Annotated in this window: 18 protein-coding genes; 7 read left to right on the top strand and 11 right to left on the bottom strand. The window is 62.9% G+C overall.

Annotated features, from left to right (window positions below):
• Positions 1 to 166 precede the first annotated feature (166 nt).
• Positions 167 to 1,714: a Ppx/GppA family phosphatase gene (locus tag Q1B16_RS14780; protein ID WP_299790294.1), complete on the top strand. Its 1,548-nt coding sequence runs from the start codon at positions 167 to 169 to the stop codon at positions 1,712 to 1,714.
• 101 nt (positions 1,715 to 1,815) lie between these two features.
• On the opposite strand, the gene Q1B16_RS14775 is transcribed toward Q1B16_RS14780, so the two are convergent.
• Positions 1,816 to 3,114, bottom strand: a complete 1,299-nt coding sequence (locus tag Q1B16_RS14775) for a DUF3422 domain-containing protein (RefSeq protein WP_299790291.1) — start codon at positions 3,112 to 3,114, stop codon at positions 1,816 to 1,818.
• 286 nt (positions 3,115 to 3,400) lie between these two features.
• Here Q1B16_RS14775 and Q1B16_RS14770 point away from each other — a divergent pair, with 286 nt between their 5' ends.
• Positions 3,401 to 3,937, top strand: a complete 537-nt coding sequence (locus Q1B16_RS14770) for a flavodoxin domain-containing protein (protein ID WP_299790288.1) — start codon at positions 3,401 to 3,403, stop codon at positions 3,935 to 3,937.
• 60 nt (positions 3,938 to 3,997) lie between these two features.
• Here the strand turns inward: Q1B16_RS14770 and Q1B16_RS14765 are convergent, their stop codons facing one another.
• From Q1B16_RS14765 to purD, 7 genes are all read right to left on the bottom strand, one after another.
• Positions 3,998 to 5,515: an NAD(P)(+) transhydrogenase (Re/Si-specific) subunit beta gene (locus Q1B16_RS14765; RefSeq protein ID WP_299790285.1), complete on the bottom strand. Its 1,518-nt coding sequence runs from the start codon at positions 5,513 to 5,515 to the stop codon at positions 3,998 to 4,000.
• Positions 5,516 to 5,527: 12 nt separating this feature from the next.
• Positions 5,528 to 7,105 carry a Re/Si-specific NAD(P)(+) transhydrogenase subunit alpha gene (locus tag Q1B16_RS14760; protein WP_299790234.1) on the bottom strand — a complete coding sequence of 526 codons (1,578 nt, stop codon included), beginning with the start codon at positions 7,103 to 7,105 and terminating at the stop codon, positions 5,528 to 5,530.
• A gap of 136 nt (positions 7,106 to 7,241) precedes the next feature.
• A complete protein-coding gene (locus Q1B16_RS14755) occupies positions 7,242 to 7,694 on the bottom strand; it encodes an isoprenylcysteine carboxylmethyltransferase family protein (protein ID WP_299790231.1) in 453 nt (150 codons plus the stop codon).
• An 81-nt stretch (positions 7,695 to 7,775) separates the two neighbouring features.
• The gene (locus Q1B16_RS14750) at positions 7,776 to 7,973 is read right to left on the bottom strand and encodes a hypothetical protein (RefSeq protein WP_299790228.1); all 198 of its coding nucleotides are present in this window, start codon (positions 7,971 to 7,973) and stop codon (positions 7,776 to 7,778) included.
• A gap of 143 nt (positions 7,974 to 8,116) precedes the next feature.
• A complete protein-coding gene (locus Q1B16_RS14745; protein WP_299790846.1) occupies positions 8,117 to 9,034 on the bottom strand; it encodes a DMT family transporter in 918 nt (305 codons plus the stop codon).
• Between the two features lie 104 nt (positions 9,035 to 9,138).
• Positions 9,139 to 9,732, bottom strand: coding sequence for a LysE/ArgO family amino acid transporter (locus tag Q1B16_RS14740; RefSeq protein ID WP_299790225.1), 594 nt, complete (start codon positions 9,730 to 9,732; stop codon positions 9,139 to 9,141).
• The gene (gene purD, locus Q1B16_RS14735) at positions 9,733 to 10,995 is read right to left on the bottom strand and encodes a phosphoribosylamine--glycine ligase (RefSeq protein WP_299790222.1); all 1,263 of its coding nucleotides are present in this window, start codon (positions 10,993 to 10,995) and stop codon (positions 9,733 to 9,735) included.
• Between the two features lie 73 nt (positions 10,996 to 11,068).
• Here purD and xseA point away from each other — a divergent pair, with 73 nt between their 5' ends.
• From xseA to Q1B16_RS14715, 4 genes are all read left to right on the top strand, one after another.
• On the top strand, positions 11,069 to 12,619 hold the full coding sequence (xseA, locus tag Q1B16_RS14730; RefSeq protein ID WP_299790219.1) for an exodeoxyribonuclease VII large subunit: 1,551 nt from the start codon (positions 11,069 to 11,071) through the stop codon (positions 12,617 to 12,619).
• A gap of 91 nt (positions 12,620 to 12,710) precedes the next feature.
• Positions 12,711 to 13,523, top strand: a complete 813-nt coding sequence (locus Q1B16_RS14725) for a TIGR00282 family metallophosphoesterase (RefSeq protein ID WP_299790216.1) — start codon at positions 12,711 to 12,713, stop codon at positions 13,521 to 13,523.
• Positions 13,523 to 14,446 carry a DMT family transporter gene (locus Q1B16_RS14720; protein ID WP_299790213.1) on the top strand — a complete coding sequence of 308 codons (924 nt, stop codon included), beginning with the start codon at positions 13,523 to 13,525 and terminating at the stop codon, positions 14,444 to 14,446. Before Q1B16_RS14725 ends, Q1B16_RS14720 begins: the two co-directional genes overlap by 1 nt.
• A gap of 85 nt (positions 14,447 to 14,531) precedes the next feature.
• A complete protein-coding gene (locus Q1B16_RS14715) occupies positions 14,532 to 16,247 on the top strand; it encodes an SLC13 family permease (RefSeq protein WP_299790844.1) in 1,716 nt (571 codons plus the stop codon).
• A 16-nt stretch (positions 16,248 to 16,263) separates the two neighbouring features.
• On the opposite strand, the gene Q1B16_RS14710 is transcribed toward Q1B16_RS14715, so the two are convergent.
• Complete coding sequence (locus tag Q1B16_RS14710) at positions 16,264 to 16,998, bottom strand: glutamine amidotransferase (protein ID WP_299790211.1); 735 nt, start codon at positions 16,996 to 16,998, stop codon at positions 16,264 to 16,266.
• A 123-nt stretch (positions 16,999 to 17,121) separates the two neighbouring features.
• On the opposite strand from Q1B16_RS14710, the gene Q1B16_RS14705 reads away from it, so the two are divergent.
• Positions 17,122 to 17,871 (top strand): YebC/PmpR family DNA-binding transcriptional regulator, encoded by a 750-nt coding sequence (locus Q1B16_RS14705; RefSeq protein WP_299790209.1) that lies wholly within the window; start codon positions 17,122 to 17,124, stop codon positions 17,869 to 17,871.
• 76 nt (positions 17,872 to 17,947) lie between these two features.
• On the opposite strand, the gene Q1B16_RS14700 is transcribed toward Q1B16_RS14705, so the two are convergent.
• Both Q1B16_RS14700 and Q1B16_RS14695 read right to left on the bottom strand, forming a co-directional pair.
• Positions 17,948 to 18,694 (bottom strand): VCBS repeat-containing protein, encoded by a 747-nt coding sequence (locus Q1B16_RS14700; protein ID WP_299790207.1) that lies wholly within the window; start codon positions 18,692 to 18,694, stop codon positions 17,948 to 17,950.
• Positions 18,695 to 18,698: 4 nt separating this feature from the next.
• A complete protein-coding gene (locus tag Q1B16_RS14695) occupies positions 18,699 to 19,022 on the bottom strand; it encodes a 2Fe-2S iron-sulfur cluster-binding protein (RefSeq protein ID WP_299790204.1) in 324 nt (107 codons plus the stop codon).
• Between the last annotated feature and the right edge of the window lie 174 nt (positions 19,023 to 19,196).

The following is a 19,196-nucleotide window of genomic DNA, read 5'->3' as shown; positions in this document are numbered from 1 at the left end:
CTCGCTTGCTGTGCTGTGAAAACGCGGTGTTGCGGGATCGGTTCCCGTAACGTCACCGCCGCTCTGCCTCCAAGGCGCTGGAAATAGTTGCGGCAAGCGGTACAGGTTTTCTTGACCGATGCGTCCTGCTTTGACACGGTGCGCGCGACCTTGACCGGGAGGCCATATGGACGGAACCACCGACTCCGAACACGACCCCTTGGGCCCATTTGGCCGCCCCCTGTTCAACGACCCCAAGGCGCGGGCGTTGTCCCGTGTGGGCGTGATCGACATCGGGTCGAACTCGGTGCGTCTTGTGGTGTTCGACGGCGCGGCGCGATCCCCGGCCTATTTCTACAACGAAAAACTGATGTGCGCCTTGGGCGCGGGCATGTCCGACACCGGGCGTTTGAACCCCGAAGGCCGGGAGCGTGCGTTGCAGGCGCTGAAACGATTTCAGGCGCTGGCCGAGGGCATGAACCTGCCACCGCTGAGTGTCGTCGCCACCGCCGCCGTGCGCGAAGCCGAAGACGGGCCGGAGTTCCGCGAAGACGTCCTGCGCGAGACCGGCCTGCGGATCTGGGTCATCGGCGGCGAGGAAGAGGCGCGTCTGTCGGCGCAGGGTGTGCTGCTTGGCTGGCCGAAAAGCTACGGGCTGGTCTGCGATATCGGCGGGTCGTCGATGGAATTGGCCGAGATCGCCGACGGGCGTGTCGGGCGGCGGATCAGTTCCAACCTCGGGCCGCTGAAATTGCGCGATCTCAAGGGCGGGCAAAAAGGCCGTGACCAGCACATCAAGGACGTGATGGCCAAGCTTGCCGATCATATGGGACCACAGCGCGACCGCCTGTTCCTTGTCGGCGGATCGTGGCGTGCCATCGCCCGGATCGACATGTACCGGCGCGGCTATCCGCTACACGTGCTGCACGAATACCGGATGGACAAGAAGTCGGTGAACCAGACCGTCAAGTTCATCAAATCGAGCGACCTGGAAGAGCTGCGCCAAGCCTGCGGCGTGTCCAACGCGCGGATGGAGCTGGTGCCTTATGCCGCGGATGTCCTCAAGCGTCTGGTGCAGACGTTCAAGCCAAAGGATATCGCGATATCGAGCTATGGCATCCGCGAAGGGCTACTGTACGAACAGATGCCGCAGGTGCTGCGCGACCGCGACCCGCTGATCGAAGCCTGCCGCTTTGCCGAAGCCAAGGATGCGCGTCTGCCGGGGTTCGGCAAAAAGCTGTTCCGCTTCGTCACGCCGCTCTTTTCAAGCGCCGACCCGGCGCGGATGCGGTTGATCAAGGCGGCGTGCCTCTTGCATGACGTAAGCTGGCGCGCGCATCCCGACTACCGTGCCGAGACCTGTTTCGACAACGCCACCCGGGCCAATCTTGGTGGGTTGAAGCATTCCGAACGGGTGTTCCTCGGGCTGGCCTTGTTGCACCGCTACAAGAACAAGCGCGAGGGCACGCGGTTTCAGGATCTCGAAGGATTGTTGTCCGAAAAGATGACCAACGAGGCCGAGGTTCTGGGCAAGGCGTTGCGGTTCGGGTCGATGCTCTGGATGTCGGATGCCAGCGCCGATGGCACGTCGCTTGAGTGGCGACCCCGGAAAAAGCTCTTGCGCCTGAAGCTGACCAAGGCATCGGTGCCGCTATACGGCGAAGTGGCCGAGGCGCGTTTCGCGTCGCTGGCGGCCTCTTTGAGTGCAGAGACCGAAGTCACCGTTCAGAGGTAGCGGACGCGTCGACGCGTCCGGCCGTTTGCGTAGACGCAAACGCGGGGGCGTTGCCCCCCGGCCTTCGGCCTCCCCCCAAGGTATTTTAAGCCCAAAGAAACCTAAAGGTCGGGACCGCCCTGCTCGACAACGCGCCGGATCCGGCGAATGGCCAGCCACACGAGCAGCACCACCGGGATCGTGGCTGCGGCCGTCACCGCACCTTTGGTGATGCCCAGCATCTCGGCCAGCGGATAAAGCAGGAACCCGGCAAGCGACACGGCGTAGTAGCTGATCGCGACGACCGACAAGCCTTCGACCGTCTTTTGCAGACGGAGTTGCATATCGGCGCGCTGATTCATGCTTTCGAGCAATTGCTGGTTCTGCGCCGAGCGCGCCACCTCGACTCGTGTGCGCAGCAGGTCGCCTGCCCGCATCGCCCGCGCCGCCATGGCCGAAAGACGGTTCTCGGCGGATTTGACGGTGCGCATGGCCGGATCATAACGGCGCGTCATGAATTCGGCGAAGGTCTGGCGACCATCGAACCGTTCTTCCCGCAATACCGTGATCCGTTGCTCGACGATCGCCTCGTAGGCCCCGGTCGCGCCAAAGCGGAACGATGTCTGGGCCGACAGGCTTTCGAGTTCGGCAGAAACCGCCAGAAGCGCCTTGAGCCGGTCTTCTTCCTGACCGTCGCCCTGGGTCATGGCCGCCATCAGCCGGTTGAGTTCATTGTCGATCTCGCCCATGCGCGGACCCAGTTCGCGCACCCGCGTGAAGCCCAGCATCGACATGGTCTTGTAGGTCTCGATCTCGCACAGGCGTTGTACGATGCGGCCAACGCGGCGGCGGCCGATGCCCTTGCTGACGAAGACGCCGAAGCGCAGATGACCTGCCGGATCGATCCGGAAATCGCCGGCGACAATGGCGTCGTCATCCAAGACCCGGCTGACGGCGAGGCTTTCGGGAACGAACCAGTCGGAGAGGTTCTGTTTGATCTTTTCCTCATCGGGCCGTTCCTCGACCCGGATGAGGGCTGACGTGATCCTGACCCCCGGCGCAGAGGCAAGCCAGCTTTCCGGGAAGACGTCCATATCCGCCGGATCGAAGGGACGTTCGGGCATGCCGTTCAAGAACACGGTGTAGGTCACGAATTCCGTGTGCTGTTCCCATTTCAGCGTGTGCTGTCCGATCTGACCCGAGAAATGCGTGGCCCCGGGCTGCGGATGCGCCGTGCCGTACCGATCGAGCAGCGCCTTGAGATGGTCGAGATCAAGAGACTTGTCCCGCGCGGCGGCCGCCTTGGGCTTTTTCAGCGCGAGGTAGACGGCCCGGCACGGGGCCTCCAGTGACGGGAACGGTCGGGCGTGAAGCTCGTTCGAGAGCGCGTAACGCAGGGGATGATCTTCGATCGGGGCCATGGGTCGGTCTTTCAGATTTGGCTACCACTTAGGCGCGCGATTCTGCCAAGTAAAGGAAATTTCCAAACATTTCAGTATTTTACCTGTATTCAACTGTATGCATTGCGGCGACTGCACGCCGCTTACGGTATCTTTAGCGCCTGCGACATCCACACTCTGCCTGCCAGTTCAATGATCTCAAACGGTTTTTGCGGTGGGTCAACGCGCCTGGTTTCACGGCCGTGTATCATCAGGCCGGGAGAAAGGGTCGCCGGGCTGTGGCCCTTCGGCAGCAGAGGGAGAGGTCATGAAACTCTTTATCGGATACGCAACCATAGAGGGGCAAACCCAGAAGATCGCGCGCCACATCGCGGATCGATTGGTCGACATGGGTCATTCAGTCGAGCTGACAACGGTGGGCGATGCAGGGCCGGTGGACCTGAGCCGCTTTGACGGGGCGATCCTGGCGGGGTCGCTTCATATCGGGCACTATCAGAAGACCCTGTCGGACTTTGCCGCGGAACACGCGGGGGCGCTGAACGACATGCCGACGCTGATGATCTCGGTCTCGCTTGCGGCCGCCGGGCATGATGCCGAGGAATGGCGCAGTTTGAATGCCATCCTGTCTGATTTCACCGATGCCACCGGCTGGACCCCCGGTCAGGTGAGCCAGGTCGCCGGGGCGTACACCCCGTCGCGCTACGACGTCTTCCGACGATTTGCCATGCGCCGGATCATCGCCAAGAAGGATCCGGACGCCGATCTGGACTGGGACAAGGAATATACCAATTGGGACGCGCTGGATGCCACGCTGAGCGAATGGGTCAAAGGCCCGAGGGAGTGAAACGAAAAAGGCCCCGCATCCTGCGATGCGAGGCCCGAAGGGTCATGGGATCGCGCGGACTCAGGTGATCTTGTTGAGCAGCGCATCCAGCGACGCTTTGGCGTCGCCGTAGAACATCCGCGTGTTGTCCTTGAAGAACAGCGGGTTCTCGATCCCCGAATATCCGGTGCCCTGCCCGCGCTTGGACACGAAGACCTGCTTGGCCTTCCAGCATTCCAGAACCGGCATACCGGCGATGGGGCTGTTGGGATCGTCCTGAGCGGCCGGGTTCACGATGTCGTTCGAGCCGATGACGATGGCGACATCCGTATCCGGGAAGTCGTCGTTGATCTCGTCCATCTCGAGCACGATATCGTAGGGCACCTTGGCTTCGGCCAGAAGCACGTTCATGTGGCCAGGCAAACGGCCAGCGACCGGGTGGATCGCGAAACGGACGGTCTTGCCCTTGGCGCGCAGGCGACGGGTGAGTTCCGCCACGTTCTGCTGGGCCTGCGCCACCGCCATGCCGTAGCCCGGAATGATGATGATGCTGTCGGCTTCGTCCAGCGCCTGTGCGACGCCGTCCGCGTCGATGGCGATCTGCTCGCCTTCCACGGCCATCTGTTCGCCCGCGGGGCCGCCAAAGCCGCCCAGGATCACGCTGATGAAGCTGCGGTTCATCGCCTTGCACATGATGTAGGACAGGATCGCACCCGAAGAGCCGACCAGCGCACCGACGACGATCAGCAGGTCGTTGCCGAGGCTGAAACCAATCGCGGCAGCCGCCCAGCCCGAGTAGCTGTTGAGCATGGAGACAACGACCGGCATGTCCGCGCCGCCGATGCCCATGATCAGGTGATAGCCGATGAAGAGCCCTGCAAGCGTCAACAGGACCAGCGCCCAGGATCCGCCACCCGTCAGGTAGACGATGAGCAAAAGGACCGACAAGCCGGCAGCAGCTGCATTCAGGATGTGCCCGCCGGGCAGTTTCTTGGCGCTTGTATCGACCTGGAACGGCAGTTTCGAGGATCCGCCCGCCAGCTTGGCGTAGGCGATGACCGACCCAGTGAAGGTCACGGCACCGATCCAGATACCCAGCACCAGTTCGACCCGAAGGATTCCGATTTCGACGCTGGATTTCTTGGCGATCAATTGGCCGAAGGCGGAGAGGCTGTCATAGGTTTCCTTTGGAAGACCTATGGCGGTGATCCCGTCCTCGCCGACCGTACCCAGAACCAGACCCTGGGCTTCATAGATACCGTTAACGTAATTGATCATCAGATCGGCGTTGAAGCCGACAAAGACAGCCGCCAGACCGACGAGACTGTGCATGATGGCCACAAGCTCGGGCATCTGGGTCATCTCGACCTTGGTGGCCAGTTGGTAGCCAACGGCGGCACCGCCTGCGATCAGAACAAGCGAGACGAACCAGAGGCCCGTCCCAGGCCCGACAAGCGTCGCCAGCACGGCGATCGCCATGCCCGCGATGCCGTACCAGACGGCGCGTTTCGCGCTTTCCTGGCCGGACAGACCGCCCAGCGACAGGATGAAAAGAACAGCGGCGACCACATAGGCCGCGATGGTGAATGCGTTTTCCATTGCCCTGCCCCTTTAGGATTTCTGGAACATGGCGAGCATCCGCCGTGTCACGAGGAAGCCACCGAAGATGTTGACGGCGGCCATGAAGATGCCCAGCGCGCCCAGCAGCGTGATCAGAAGGCTCGTCGATCCGATCTGGATCAGCGCGCCCAGGATGATGATCGACGAAATTGCGTTGGTCACGGCCATCAGCGGCGTGTGGAGGGAATGCGCGACGTTCCAGATCACCTGGAAGCCGATGAACACCGACAGCACGAACACGATGAAGTGCTGCATGAAGCTCGCGGGCATGCCTGGGATGAGGCCGACACCAAGCACCAGCGCCGCGCCGACGGCAAGCAACGTCACCTGCTGCTTCGTCTGACCTTTGAACGCGGCCAGTTCCTGCGCCCGGCGCTCTTCGGGTGTGAGTTCCTTGACCTTTTCCTTGGGCTTGGCGGCGATCGCCTGCACCTTTGGTGGCGGTGGCGGGAAGGTCACTTCCTTCGCGTGCGCAATGGTTGCGCCGCGGATCACGTCGTCCTCCATGTTGTGCACGACCGTGCCGTCTTTTTCTGGCGTCAGGTCGGTCATCAGGTGACGGATGTTCGTGGCGTAGAGGTTGGACGACTGCGTCGCCATGCGCGACGGGAAGTCGGTATAGCCGATGATCGTGACGCCGTTGTCTGTGACGATCTTTTCGTCCATCACGGTCATCTTGCAGTTGCCACCCTTTTCGGCGGCAAGGTCGACGATCACCGAACCCGGCTTCATCGACTCGACCATGTCCTTGGTCCAGAGCTCCGGCGCTTCGCGGTTCGGGATCAGCGCAGTGGTGATCACGATATCCATCTCGGGCGCCAACTCGCGGAACTTGGCAAGCTGCGCTGCGGTGAATTCCGGTGAAGAGACAGAGGCATAGCCGCCCGAAGCGGAGCCGTCCTGCTGTTCTTCCTCGAAATCAAGGAAGACGAATTCCGCACCCATGGATTCGACCTGTTCGGCCACTTCGGGGCGCACGTCGAACGCGTAGGTGATCGCACCCAGAGAGGTCGATGTCCCGATGGCGGCAAGACCCGCCACACCGGCACCGACGACCAGCACCTTGGCCGGGGGCACCTTGCCCGCAGCGGTGATCTGACCGGTGAAGAAGCGGCCGAAATTGTTGCCCGCTTCGATGACGGCGCGGTAGCCCGCGATATTGGCCATCGAGGATAGCGCGTCCATCTTCTGCGCGCGGCTGATGCGCGGCACCATGTCCATCGCGATCACGGACGTGCCCTGATCGGCCGCCTGCTTCATGAGCTTTTCGTTCTGGGCGGGCCAGAAGAACGAGATCAGAAGCTGGCCTTCACGCGACTTTTTCAGCTCGGCTTCGGTGGGTGGACGCACTTTGGCGACCACGTCGGCCTCTTTCCAAAGGGCGGCGGCGGTTTTGACAATCTTGACGCCAGCCTCTTTGTACGTGTCGTCATTGTAGCCTGCTGCGTCGCCTGCACCGCTTTCGATGATACAGTCGTACCCCAGCTTTTGCAGCTGGCGGGCAGAATCCGGGGTCATGGCAACGCGTGCCTCGCCCTTCATCACTTCTTTTGGCGTCCCGATTTTCACCTGAGCCGTCCCCCTTTGCTTCGTTCCGAAGTGCCGTAGCGGCATGTTTTCCGGCGATGGGTCTACAGTGCTGACCTAACGCACACAACGTCCCCCCACCGCGAACCGCTCATCTAGAACAGATGCGCCCGAACGGCTAGAGCCAACGTCGCGTTTGTTTCTCGTATCGTGCAAAATCCGCACGAAAATTTCGCCGCAAGCGTTTTTCTTCGGTCAGGATGAAGTGTTTCTCGATCCACCAGACAAAGACCGGGATCAATGGGAGCGATAACACGGCGTCCCAATAAAGGACCATCCCGGTGAGTATCAGCGAATCAGCGAGATAAATGGGATTGCGCGAGCGCTTGAAGATGCCGCTTGTCACCAAGGCGTCAGGCACCTCGTGCGGCATGATCGTCGTGCGGTGGCGGCGCATTTCATAGGCGGCCAGCGCGATCAGCACCAATCCCCCGCCCACCAGCAGACCGCCCAGAAGGTCGGCCCAGACCGGGCCAAAGCTTAGCCCGTAGTCGAAATGGGTCTTCTGCCACCACGCGATGGCAAGGGCTGCGAACAGCCAGACCGGGGGAATGTCGATATACTTCATCATGCGGAGGGCATAGCAAAGCCCGCCGCGCTGCGCGAGAGAGGATGCAGAGACAAAAGGCCGCCGGAGCCGGCGACCCTACGCTTACATCTTCACGCAGCCGAGAATTTCGTTTTGCGAGATCCGCGCCACCATCACGCCGCCTTCGACGCGTTTGACGTGAAATCCGTAGCCGCGCATCCGGAACTTCCATTCGGTGTCCGACAGCGTCTTCTGACGCTCGGCTACCAGAAAGTGGCGTAATTCGCCCAGATCGGGGCTGGAAAAAGTTTCGGCAAACATGGGTGTCTCCTCGTACGTTACCTTCCCTTTTTGTCATGGGGGATTGTGTTCAATTTTGGAGCCAATCCGGGTTTTTTGCGGAATTCGAAACAATGGCGGCAAAACCGCCGCAACAGGCTGACGTGAGGAAGGATTACGTCAGCTTATCCCTTTGTTTCATTGACTGTCGGAGTGCGGTGTACGTTGCGCAGACGGGCCTCGCGCCAGGTGATGAAGATCACCGATGCCATAATTACGCCACCGCCGAGGATCACCCACGGGTCCGCGGGCTCTCCGAAAAACGCCATGCCGACAAGCACCGACCACACCAGCTGGAGAAATGTCACTGGCTGCGTCACCGTCACCGGGGCCGCCGCGAAGGCCAGCGTCATCGTGTAATGGCCCGCCGTCGCGAAACAGGCCACCGCCGCCAATATCCCGAGATCGGCGAGGCTGGGCGTGACCCAGACCGCGATGGCAAAGGGCGCAAGCCCGATCGTGACCGTGATCGACAAGAGCGCCACCACAACGCTCGCGGGCAATTCGCCCGACACGATCTTGGCGATCAGGTAGCTCCCCGCAAAGAACAGCGCCGTGCCAAGCATGGCGATATGCCCGAGATCAAGCTCGCGAAAGCCGGGCCGCAGGATGATCAAAGCCCCCAGAAGGGCCGCGACAACGGCCATCGCGCGCCGAAGCGCAAGGGTTTCGCCCAGCACGAACACCGCAAGGATCGTGACGTAGACCGGGTTGAGGTAATTCATCGCCGTGACCTCGGCGATCGGGATGCGCGTCATCGCATAGAACCACAGGATAACGCCCAGCGAATGCACCAGCCCGCGCAACCCGAACAGCTTTTTCTGACGCGGTGTGAGCCGCACTGCCATCAATTCCCGCCAGACCGGAACCAGGAACACCAGCCCGATCACGTAGCGCAGGAACGCCGATTCCGCCGCGGGCACGCGCCCGCCAAGCGTTTTCACCAAGGCCGTCACAGCCACGAAACACAGGCCGGTCACGATCATCCAGAAGATGCCTTTGACGGGATTGGCTGATGTGTCGGTGTGTACGGAGGCGCTCATCCCTGCAATGGAGCGGATGGGCATCGGAATGGCAAGAGGCCGCACGACCCCCTTGAACGCGACCTGTCATGCAAGGGGTACCCGACGGATGGCGCTTCAAACGATCACATCAACAGCAGCTTCGCCGCGATGGCCCACATGATGAGACCGATCAGAACGTCCAGCACCTGCCACGCGCGCGGTTTGGCGAACAGCGGCGCCAGAAGCCGTGCGCCATAGCCGAGCGAGAAGAAGAACACGAGACTCGCCGTCATCGCGCCCAGCGCAAAGTTCAGGCGGTCGTCATATTGCGCGGCGACCGCGCCAAGAAGCACAACCGTATCGAGATAGACATGCGGGTTGAGCCAGGTCAGGGCAAGGCAGGTCAGCAAGGCTTTGCGCAGCGAACCCGCCGCTTGCCCGGCCTCCATCGCCTGCCCGCCGCGCCATGCGCTCAGGAAGGTGCGCGCGCCGTACCAGATGAGGAACGCCGCCCCCAGCAGGCGCATCGCGAGTTCGAGCCCCGGCACGGCCTGCGTCAACGCCCCGAACCCGGCAACACCTGCGGCGATCAGGATCGCGTCCGAAAGCGCGCAGGTCAGGCAGACCGCAAACACGTGTGATCGCAACAAGCCCTGCCGCAAGACAAACGCGTTTTGCGCGCCGATGGCAAGAATGAGCGAAAACCCGAGCGCGAACCCGGCCAGAGCAGTCGTCATCTAGAGCGCCCGCCACCCGATATCGCGCCGACAGAAGCCGTCCGGCCAGTCCACACGATCGACCATCGCATAGGCGCGGTCCCGCGCCTCTTGAAGCGTCGTGCCGCGGGCGGTGGCGTTCAGCACCCGGCCTCCGGTCGCTGTGATCTTGCCGTCCGCCTCGGTTGTTCCGGCGTGGAACATCATCTGGAAACTGTCTTCGGGCAGACCGTCTAGCCCGCCGATCACGCTGCCCTTGTCATAGCTGCCCGGATATCCCGTCGCAGCCAGAACAACAGTCATCGCGTGGTCGTCGGCCCAATTCACCCGGGCGTCGGCCAGACGGCCTTCGGCGCAGGCGTGCATCAGGTCCATCGCCTGCGCGCCCAGCCGCATCATCAGCACCTGGCATTCGGGGTCGCCGAAGCGGACGTTGTATTCCACCAGCCGGGGCTGGCCGTTTTCGATCATCAACCCGGCGAACAGGATGCCCTGAAACGGTGTGCCACGTTTCGCCATTTCGGCCATGGTCGGCTTGATGATCTCATCCATCGCCTTTTGCGTGACGGCATCCGTCATGACCGGTGCCGGGGAATAGGCCCCCATGCCACCGGTGTTGGGCCCGGTATCGCCCTCGCCCACCCGCTTGTGATCTTGGGCGGTGCCGATGGGCAGCACGTCGGTGCCGTCACACAGCACGAAGAACGACGCCTCCTCGCCCTGCATGAATTCTTCGATCACCACTTCGGCCCCGGCTCCGCCGAACGCACCGCCGAACATGTCGTCGATGGCGGCTTCGGCCTCCGGCACGGTCTCGGCAATGATAACACCCTTGCCTGCGGCGAGCCCATCCGCCTTGACCACGATCGGCGCGCCTTGGGCCTGCACATACGCCTTGGCGCTGTCAGCATCAGTAAAATGACCGTAGGCAGCGGTCGGCGCGCCTGCCGCGTCGCAGATTTCCTTGGTGAAGGATTTGGATGCTTCCAGCTTCGCCGCCTCGGCTGACGGGCCGAACACCAGCAAACCAGCGTCGCGCAGCCGGTCCGCCACGCCCGCTGCCAAGGGCGCTTCGGGGCCGACAATCACGAAGTCGATGCTGTTCTCCTCGGCGAAGGTGACGACCGCACCGCCGTCTTCGATGTCCAAAGCGGCGCAATCCGCGATCATCGCGATGCCAGCATTGCCCGGTGCCACGATCAGCTTGTCGCATTTCGGATTTTGCAGCGCGGCCCAGGCCAGCGCGTGTTCGCGCCCGCCACTTCCAAGGATGAGAATGTTCATGGCGCACGCTCCGTCTTCACCTTCGGTTGCGCGCGTTCTAGGGTTGCCGCACCTGAAGCGCAAGCGAGGCCAGATGTCCGATCTGATCGACGATCCCCACCCGGGGCAAAACATGCCCGAATACACAGTCTCCGAAGTCTCTGGCGCGGTGAAGAAAACGCTGGAAGACCAGTTCGGCCGCATTCGCGTGCGCGGCGAGGTAGGCCGCGTGTTCACGGCCCGGTCCGGGCATCTATACTACGACGTCAAGGACGACCGAAACGTGCTGGCCTGCACGACGTGGAAAGGCCAAGTCTCGCAACTTTCCGTCGTGCCCGAAGAAGGGCTGGAAGTGGTCGTGACTGGGCGGATGACCGCCTTTGGCGGGCAGTCGAAATATAACCTCAATGTCGATGAAGTGACCGTTGCGGGCGAAGGCGCGTTGATGGCGATGCTGGAGAAGCGCAAGAAAGCGCTCGCCGCCGAAGGGTTGTTTGATCCGGCGCGCAAAAAGGTCCTGCCTTACCTGCCGGATATCATCGGCGTCATCACCTCGCCATCAGGCGCGGTGATCCGCGATATCCTGCACCGCCTGCGCGACCGCTTTCCGCGCAAGGTGCTGGTCTGGCCGGTGGCAGTTCAAGGGGCTGCCTGCGCCCCCGAAGTGGCCCGCGCCATCGCGGGGTTCAACGCGCTGTCGCCCGGCGGCGCCCTGCCCCGGCCCGATCTGCTGATCGTCGCGCGCGGCGGGGGCAGCATCGAGGATCTTTGGGGCTTCAACGAAGAAATCGTCGCCCGCGCCGCGGCGGCGTCCGAGATCCCGCTGATCTCGGCCGTGGGGCACGAAACCGACACGACGCTGATCGACTACGTGTCCGACCAACGCGCGCCCACACCCACGGCGGCGGCGGAAATCGCGGTGCCGGTGCGGCTCGAACTGCTGGGCTGGGTCGGCGACCAACAGGCGCGCATGACCCGCGCGGTGTCGCAGCGGATGCAGACCCGCGATCAGCGCCTGCGCGATCTGGCGCGCGCCCTGCCCCGACCCGACACGCTGCTGTCGGGGCCGACACAGCGGTTGGATTATTGGTCCGAAAAACTGCCATACGCACTTGTTCGATCGGTTGATCGCAGAAGGAATGTTTTATCGGAAATCGCCGGTTCGCTTCGCCCCTTGCTTCTGAGACGGACCATTGCCGAGCATCGGAATGCGTATCTGAGAAAAAGCGAGCGATTGGAACCGGGCATGGTCCGGCTGCTCGAAAGGAAACGCGACTCGCTGTCACGACGCGCGGATCAATTAAGTCCGTCTCAAATCAATCGCGACCTTGCCGTCAAACGCGACAAGCTCGAGGACATGGCCCACCGGCTTTCGAAAGCCGGTCAGGCGCAGGTCCGCGACTGGCAGAGCCGCCTGACCGCACTCGACCGCCTGCGCGAAACGCTGGGTTACAAGGAAACGCTCAAACGCGGTTATGCGGTGGTGCGGGGCGACGGCGAGGTGGTGACGACGCAGAAGGCCGCACAGAACGCGACTGCGCTGGAAATCGAATTCGCCGACGGACGCCTGACAGTGGGTGCGGCGGGCGCGAAATCCGCGCCGAAATCCAAGCGCAAACCGCCGGAACAGGGAACGCTGTTCTGACCGGGCGCGACGGGCAAGCGTTTTCGAAAACGCTTGCAAGAGCCTTCGAAGGCTCTTGCCCCGCTCCAACCCGCGCACTAAGCCCAAAGCCATGAGAACACTCTTTCTAGGCGACATCATGGGCCGCGCGGGCCGCACCGCGATCATCGAGCGGTTGGCCGACCTCAAGACGCGGCTCAAAGTGGATTTCTGCGTCGTGAACGGCGAAAACGCCTCCAGCGGCGTGGGTCTTTCCGGCCCCCATGCCACGGCGCTTCTGGAGGCCGGGGTCGATTGCCTGACGCTGGGCGATCATGCCTTCGACCAGAAAGACATGCTGAGCTTCATCGAAAGCGAACCGCGCATTCTGCGGCCCTTGAATTTCGCCAAACAAGCGCCCGGTCGCGGACATCGGCTCTTCACCGACGCGCGTGGGCGCAAGGTTCTGGTGCTTCAGGTGCTGGGCCAGGTCTTCATGAAGCGCGCTTTCGACGATCCGTTTTCGGCCGTTGACGCCGTGTTGCGCGCGCATCCGCTCGGTGGTCAGGCGCAGATGATCCTTGTGGACATGCATTGCGAGGCCACATCGGAAAAGATGGGAATGGGTCATTACTGCGATGGCCGCGCGAGCCTTGTCGTCGGCACCCACACCCATGTGCCCACGGGGGACGCGCAAGTTCTGCCAGGCGGCACAGGCTACCTCACCGATGCGGGGATGTGCGGCGATTACAACTCGGTCATCGGGATGGAAAAGACCGAACCGATGCGCCGCTTCGTCACCGGCATGGGCAAGACCCGGTTCCAACCCGCACTGGGCGAAGCCACCCTGTCGGGCGTGCTGGTCGAAACCGATGACCGGACCGGCAAGGCCAACGCCATCCACATGATCCGCGATGGTGGCCGCCTGCAACCAAGCGCTCCCTGATGCACCGTATCCTGCCGCTGCTCGTGCTGATCCTCGGCGGGGCGGCCTGGGGCGCGACCCAGCCGCTGGCCAAGACCGCCGTGAGCGAAGGCTATCGCCATGTCGGCATCCTGTTCTGGCAACTGGTCATCGGCGCGACGGTCCTGGGACTCGTCTGCCTGATCCGGGGCCTGCCGATGCGCTTTGGCCGTGGCGATCTGCGACTGTTCACGATCATCGCCCTGGTCGGAACGGTTCTCCCCGGTATCTCGTCCTATTCGGCAGCGGTCCATCTTCCGTCCGGTGTTCTGTCGATCCTGCTCAGCACCGTACCCATGCTGGCCTTCCCCATGGCCCTCGCGTTGGGACACGAAGGGTTCCGCTGGCGCAGGCTGGGGGGTCTGGGCCTTGGGTTCTGCGGCATCCTTTTGCTGATCCTCCCCGAAGCCAGCCTGCCGAACGAGGTCGCCGCGATCTGGGTGTTGGTCGCCCTGCTGTCCTCGCTTTTCTACGCGCTCGAAGGTAACCTGGTGGCGACCATGGGCACCAACGGGCTCGATCCGGTGCAGGTGCTTTGCGGCGCGTCTCTGATTGGTGCCGTGATCACCCTGCCGCTCGCCCTCGCCTCCGGGCAGTTCATCGATCCGCGCGGTCCGTGGGGCGTGCCGGATGCGGCCATCGTCGCGTCCTCGGTGCTCCATGCCTTCGCCTATACCGGCTATGTCTGGCTGGTCGGGCGCGCCGGGCCGGTCTTCGCCGTACAGATCAGCTATCTCGTCACGCTGTTCGGCGTGACCTGGGCGATGCTGTTCCTGAACGAAACCTACTCGCCCTATTTCTGGGCGGCGTTGACGGTGATGCTGGCCGGTCTCATGTTGGTTCAACCGCGCCCGAAAGCAGTCCTTGTTCCCGCACCGCAACCCGGCCAGACTAGGCTTTCCTGAGACAAGGATATCGCACGTGCTCAGCGCATTGATAGAGTTTGACCAGACCACGCAGGCGTTCCTGACCTTGGGAACGGTGGTGGTGATGTTCGTGCTGTTCGTGCGTGAGACATACCCGACCGAGGTTGTCGCCATCGGCGGGGTCGCGGTCTTGCTGGTCAGCGGCGTGTTGCCCTATGACGATGCGCTCGCGGTGCTGTCGAACCCGGCGCCCTGGACCATTGCGGCGATGTTCGTGGTGATGGGAGCGCTGGTGCGCACAGGCGCATTGGACACGCTGACCACTGTGGCACAGGCGCAAGTGGCGGTGCGCCCGCGCAGGGCGTTGGCGGGCATCCTAGCGATGGTCGTCGTGGCCTCGGCCTTCATGAACAATACACCCGTGGTGGTGGTGATGCTGCCGATCTTCGTGCAGATCGCAAAGACGCTCGACACCTCGCCGTCCAAGCTGCTGATCCCGCTGAGCTATGCCGCGATCCTCGGCGGCACGACAACGCTGATCGGCACCTCGACCAACCTGCTCGTGGATGGCGTGGCGCGCGGTGCCGGGCTTGAACCCTTCACCATCTTCGAAGTCACGCCGCTGGCGGCGGTTCTGGTGCTGTGCGGCATGGCCTATCTTGCGCTGGCCGGACCCTACCTGCTGCCAGAGCGCACGTCGATGGCGGGCATGTTGTCGGATCGCTCGCGCATGAAATTCTTCACCGAAGCGGTGATCCCCCCGGACAGCAACCTGATCGGGCGCGAGGTGCTGGGCGTGCAATTGTTCAAGCGCGAGGGCGTTAGGCTGATCGATGTGGTCCGGGGCGACACATCGCTGCGGCGCAATCTGGAAGGCGTGACCTTGCAAGTGGGCGACCGCGTGGTGCTGCGCACCCAGATGACCGAACTTCTGAGCTTGCAGAACAACAAGGAGTTGCGGCGCGTCGATCAGGTGTCCGCGGTCGAAACGACGACGGTGGAGGTGCTTATCACGCCGGTCTGCAAGATGGTGGGTCGGCGGCTGGGCGCGATGCGCCTCAGACGGCGCTACGGCGTCTATCCGCTGGCGGTTCACCGGCGCAGCCAGAACATCGGTCGGCAACTTGACGATCTGGTGGTGCGCGTGGGCGACACGCTGCTGTTGGAAGGCGCCCCCGAGGACATCCAGCGCATGGCCGAGGACCTGAACCTCGTCGACGTGGCCAAGCCCTCGGCCCGCGCCTACCGCCGCCGCCACGCACCCATTGCCATCGGAGCGCTGGTCGGCCTCGTGGTTCTTGCGGCGCTGGGGGTAGCTCCGATCCTGGCACTGGCGGTGATCGCCGTGGCGGTGGTGTTGCTGACCCGCTGCATCGACGCCGACGAGGCGTTTTCCTTCATCGAAGGACAGCTTCTCGCGCTGATCTTCGCGATGCTGGCCATCGGTGCCGCGCTCGAGGCGTCGGGCGCGGTGGGTCTTCTGGTCGAAGCCATCGCGCCGTACCTCATGAACCTGTCGCCGGTGTTCCTGGTGGCGGCGGTGTTCTTCCTGACCTCAGCCTTGACCGAGGCAGTCAGCAACAACGCGGTCGCGGTGGTGGTCACACCCATCGCCATCGGGCTTGCACAGGCGGTGGGTGTCGATCCGCGCGGGCTGGTCGTGGCGGTGATGATCGCCGCCTCCTGCGCCTTCGCGACCCCCATCGGCTACCAGACCAACACACTGGTCTATGGGCCGGGCGGGTACAAGTTCACCGATTTCCTGCGTGTCGGGCTGGGGATGAACATCATGATCGGGGTCGTGGCTTCAATGATGATCCCGATCTTCTTCCCGCTCTGACCGGGCCGAACGCCCATCAGCCGTAGCGCGCCACGAAGCGGCGCAGGATCTCCACCGGCACGGTCACGTCGCTGGCATGGCACATCTCGATCAGGTCGTCCGCCTCGTCCGGGGCGAAATATCCCTTGTGCCTGTAGATGCGGATCCGATCCTCGAACACGCCCGCATCGGCCTCGGGGTGGAATTGCGTGGCATAGACGTTCTGCCCGTACCGGATCATCTGGAACGGGCACGGGTCCGAGGCCAGAAGATGCACGCATCCGCTGGGCAAGTCCTGCACCGCTTCCTTGTGCCCGACAAATGCGTCAAAGGCGTCCGGCAGCCCTGCCAAAAGCGGATCATCGCTCCCCGCTTCGGTCACGCGACAGGTGACAGGACCGACCGGCTCACCATAACGCCGCTTGGACACGTCGGCGCCGAGGTGATGGCCAAGAATGCCGATCCCGTAGCAACACCCCATGAAGGGCACATCCCGCGCCGTGATCTCGGGCATGAGCGACAGGATATCCGCCTCGATCCGCGCTTCGACCGGATCCTTGGTCGCGGGATCGTCCGATAGGCAGCCCGGCCCTCCGCCGACAATGACACCCGCGTAATCCTCGAGCTTCAACCCCTCCGGCAACGGCTCGCGATCCAGGCAGACGCGATGCACGTGCGCCGCGTCCAATCCGCCCTTGGCAAGAAAGGCCGCGTATTCGCCATCGCTGGCTTCGGCTTCGGGACGCAATTGCAGAATGAGAAAGGGTTTCATGACGGTCTCATACCCAAAGCCATCCCGCGCGCAAACCTCGAAAACGCAACTTGTTCCTGACCCGCCTTCTGCGCTAAAGACGCCGCAACTTCTCTACATCCGACAATCAGGGATACAGACATCATGGCCGGCCATTCCAAATGGGCAAACATCCAGCACCGCAAGGGTCGTCAGGACAAGATGCGGGCCAAGCTCTTTTCCAAGCTTTCCAAGGAAATCACCGTCGCCGCCAAGATGGGCGACCCCGATCCCGACAAGAACCCGCGCCTGCGCCTCGCGGTCAAGGAAGCCAAGTCGCAATCCATGCCCAAGGACAATATCGAACGCGCCATCAAGAAGGCGTCCGGTGGCGAGGGCGAGGATTACGAGGAAATCCGGTACGAGGGCTATGGCCCCAATGGCGTGGCGGTGATCGTCGAGGCGATGACCGACAACCGCAACCGCACCGCCTCGAACGTGCGCTCCACCTTCACCAAAAACGGCGGCAACCTCGGGGAAACCGGCTCTGTCGGCTTCATGTTCGACCGCAAGGGTGAGATCACCTATCCCGCGGATGTGGGCGATGCCGACACCGTCATGATGGCTGCGATCGAAGCCGGGGCCGAGGACGTGGAAAGCACCGAGGACGGCCATGTGATCTGGTGTGCCGACACCGACCTGAACGAGGTCGCCACCGCGCTCGAGGCCGAGTTGGGCGAATCCGAGTCGACCAAGCTGGTCTGGAAACCGACCACCACCACCGAGCTCGATCTCGACGGGATGCAGTCCCTGATGAAGCTGGTGGATGCGTTGGAAGACGACGATGACGTGCAGCGCGTCACGACGAATTTCGAGGCCTCCGACGAGGTGATGGCCCAACTCGAAGACGCCTGAGGCGGGGCGGGCTTTCGAAAGCCCGCAGCTGCATTTTCGAAAAATGCGGGAAAGCGCCGTCGACGGCGCTTTCCGCTCAACAGTCCAGAGCGCGCCTCAAGGCGTCGGCAGAATAGTCTCCGAGTGATCGCCGCGACAGGGTCTCACCGTCAAAGGTCACAGCCACGATTTCGGTCCACTCGGCATTCGCCACCACCATCTCCGGCCGCTGCCCGCAATCCCTCAGCCCGCCGGCGATATAATTCCAGCCGATGCGATGGTTGGTCAGACCGTCAAGAGAGGCCACCTGAGTCAGCGAACCCTGACCGGTATACCGCCAGACCCGCAACACCTTGGCCAGGTGCGGGCGATCCACATAGGCAAGCTCGACCACCCCATCGCCATCCAGGTCGGCAATCGCCACGGGCGCGAGCCAGCGGAACCGGGTGCCGATATGAGGTGTCGCGGCAAGCTGTGCAAGCGTGCCGTCCCGCACTTCCCAAATCGCCAGCCGTGCGCCCAAGCGCTCGTGGCTTTCGATGGTCACAACTTCAGGCGCACCATCGCCATTCACATCCACGACGCGGGGAGCCAAGTCTTCGAAGACGACGTCCACCGCCCAGCGTGCAGAAAACTCGCGCCCATCGCTTAGCCGGACAACCAGCGTGTCATATTCGATGTCATCCCCAAGAACGCCGTGGGGATAGCGGGTGGTCGGCCCGTCATAGCGCGCCGACACGATCTCTTGCGCTGCCGCCTGCGACGCCATCACAAGCGCCATCGCAAGACCCGCGCCGCGGGTGATCCGACGCCACGTGCCTGACAGCCGACGCGGCGCCCGCATCGGATCAGATCTGCTTTTCGGGCATCTGCACGACCAATCCGTCCAAAGCATCGCTCACCTTGAGCTGGCATGTCAGGCGCGACCGCTCCGGGTCGGGCTCATAGGCGAAGTCCAGCATGTCCTCTTCCATGTCTTCCTTCGGCGGCAGCTTGGCCACCCAATCGGGATGCACGTAGACATGACACGTGGAACAGGCACAGGCTCCGCCGCAATCGGCCTCGATGCCCGGGATCCCATTGTCGCGCGCGCCTTCCATCACGGTCAGACCGTTGGCCACGTCAACGACATGCTCTGTGCCGCCATGCTCAATATAGGTGATCTTTGCCATTCCAGCGCTCTCCGTCACATAAATCGTGTCATACCTAGTCTGGCCAAGCCCCGCCTGCCAGCCCCTTTTCGCAGGAAGTGACCCACGCAATGCCGCAGGTGCATCCGGTCGACAGGTGAGGCGCAATTCGCACGCGCGCAGCCGGTCGATGAATGCCGAGTGGCGGGCATCAGG

This window comes from uncultured Marivita sp. (assembly GCF_947488135.1).
Lineage (GTDB): Bacteria > Pseudomonadota > Alphaproteobacteria > Rhodobacterales > Rhodobacteraceae > Marivita.
This window is presented reverse-complemented; position numbering and strand designations above follow the sequence as displayed.

Coding starts and splice junctions, on each gene's coding strand:
- Q1B16_RS14780 (WP_299790294.1), top strand. CDS start 167: ATGGACGGAACCACCGACTCCGAACACGACCCCTTGGGCCCATTTGGC.
- Q1B16_RS14775 (WP_299790291.1), bottom strand. CDS start 3,114: ATGGCCCCGATCGAAGATCATCCCCTGCGTTACGCGCTCTCGAACGAG.
- Q1B16_RS14770 (WP_299790288.1), top strand. CDS start 3,401: ATGAAACTCTTTATCGGATACGCAACCATAGAGGGGCAAACCCAGAAG.
- Q1B16_RS14765 (WP_299790285.1), bottom strand. CDS start 5,515: ATGGAAAACGCATTCACCATCGCGGCCTATGTGGTCGCCGCTGTTCTT.
- Q1B16_RS14755 (WP_299790231.1), bottom strand. CDS start 7,694: ATGATGAAGTATATCGACATTCCCCCGGTCTGGCTGTTCGCAGCCCTT.
- Q1B16_RS14750 (WP_299790228.1), bottom strand. CDS start 7,973: ATGTTTGCCGAAACTTTTTCCAGCCCCGATCTGGGCGAATTACGCCAC.
- Q1B16_RS14745 (WP_299790846.1), bottom strand. CDS start 9,034: ATGAGCGCCTCCGTACACACCGACACATCAGCCAATCCCGTCAAAGGC.
- Q1B16_RS14740 (WP_299790225.1), bottom strand. CDS start 9,732: ATGACGACTGCTCTGGCCGGGTTCGCGCTCGGGTTTTCGCTCATTCTT.
- purD (WP_299790222.1), bottom strand. CDS start 10,995: ATGAACATTCTCATCCTTGGAAGTGGCGGGCGCGAACACGCGCTGGCC.
- xseA (WP_299790219.1), top strand. CDS start 11,069: ATGTCCGATCTGATCGACGATCCCCACCCGGGGCAAAACATGCCCGAA.
- Q1B16_RS14725 (WP_299790216.1), top strand. CDS start 12,711: ATGAGAACACTCTTTCTAGGCGACATCATGGGCCGCGCGGGCCGCACC.
- Q1B16_RS14720 (WP_299790213.1), top strand. CDS start 13,523: ATGCACCGTATCCTGCCGCTGCTCGTGCTGATCCTCGGCGGGGCGGCC.
- Q1B16_RS14715 (WP_299790844.1), top strand. CDS start 14,532: ATGTTCGTGCTGTTCGTGCGTGAGACATACCCGACCGAGGTTGTCGCC.
- Q1B16_RS14710 (WP_299790211.1), bottom strand. CDS start 16,998: ATGAAACCCTTTCTCATTCTGCAATTGCGTCCCGAAGCCGAAGCCAGC.
- Q1B16_RS14705 (WP_299790209.1), top strand. CDS start 17,122: ATGGCCGGCCATTCCAAATGGGCAAACATCCAGCACCGCAAGGGTCGT.
- Q1B16_RS14700 (WP_299790207.1), bottom strand. CDS start 18,694: ATGCGGGCGCCGCGTCGGCTGTCAGGCACGTGGCGTCGGATCACCCGC.
- Q1B16_RS14695 (WP_299790204.1), bottom strand. CDS start 19,022: ATGGCAAAGATCACCTATATTGAGCATGGCGGCACAGAGCATGTCGTT.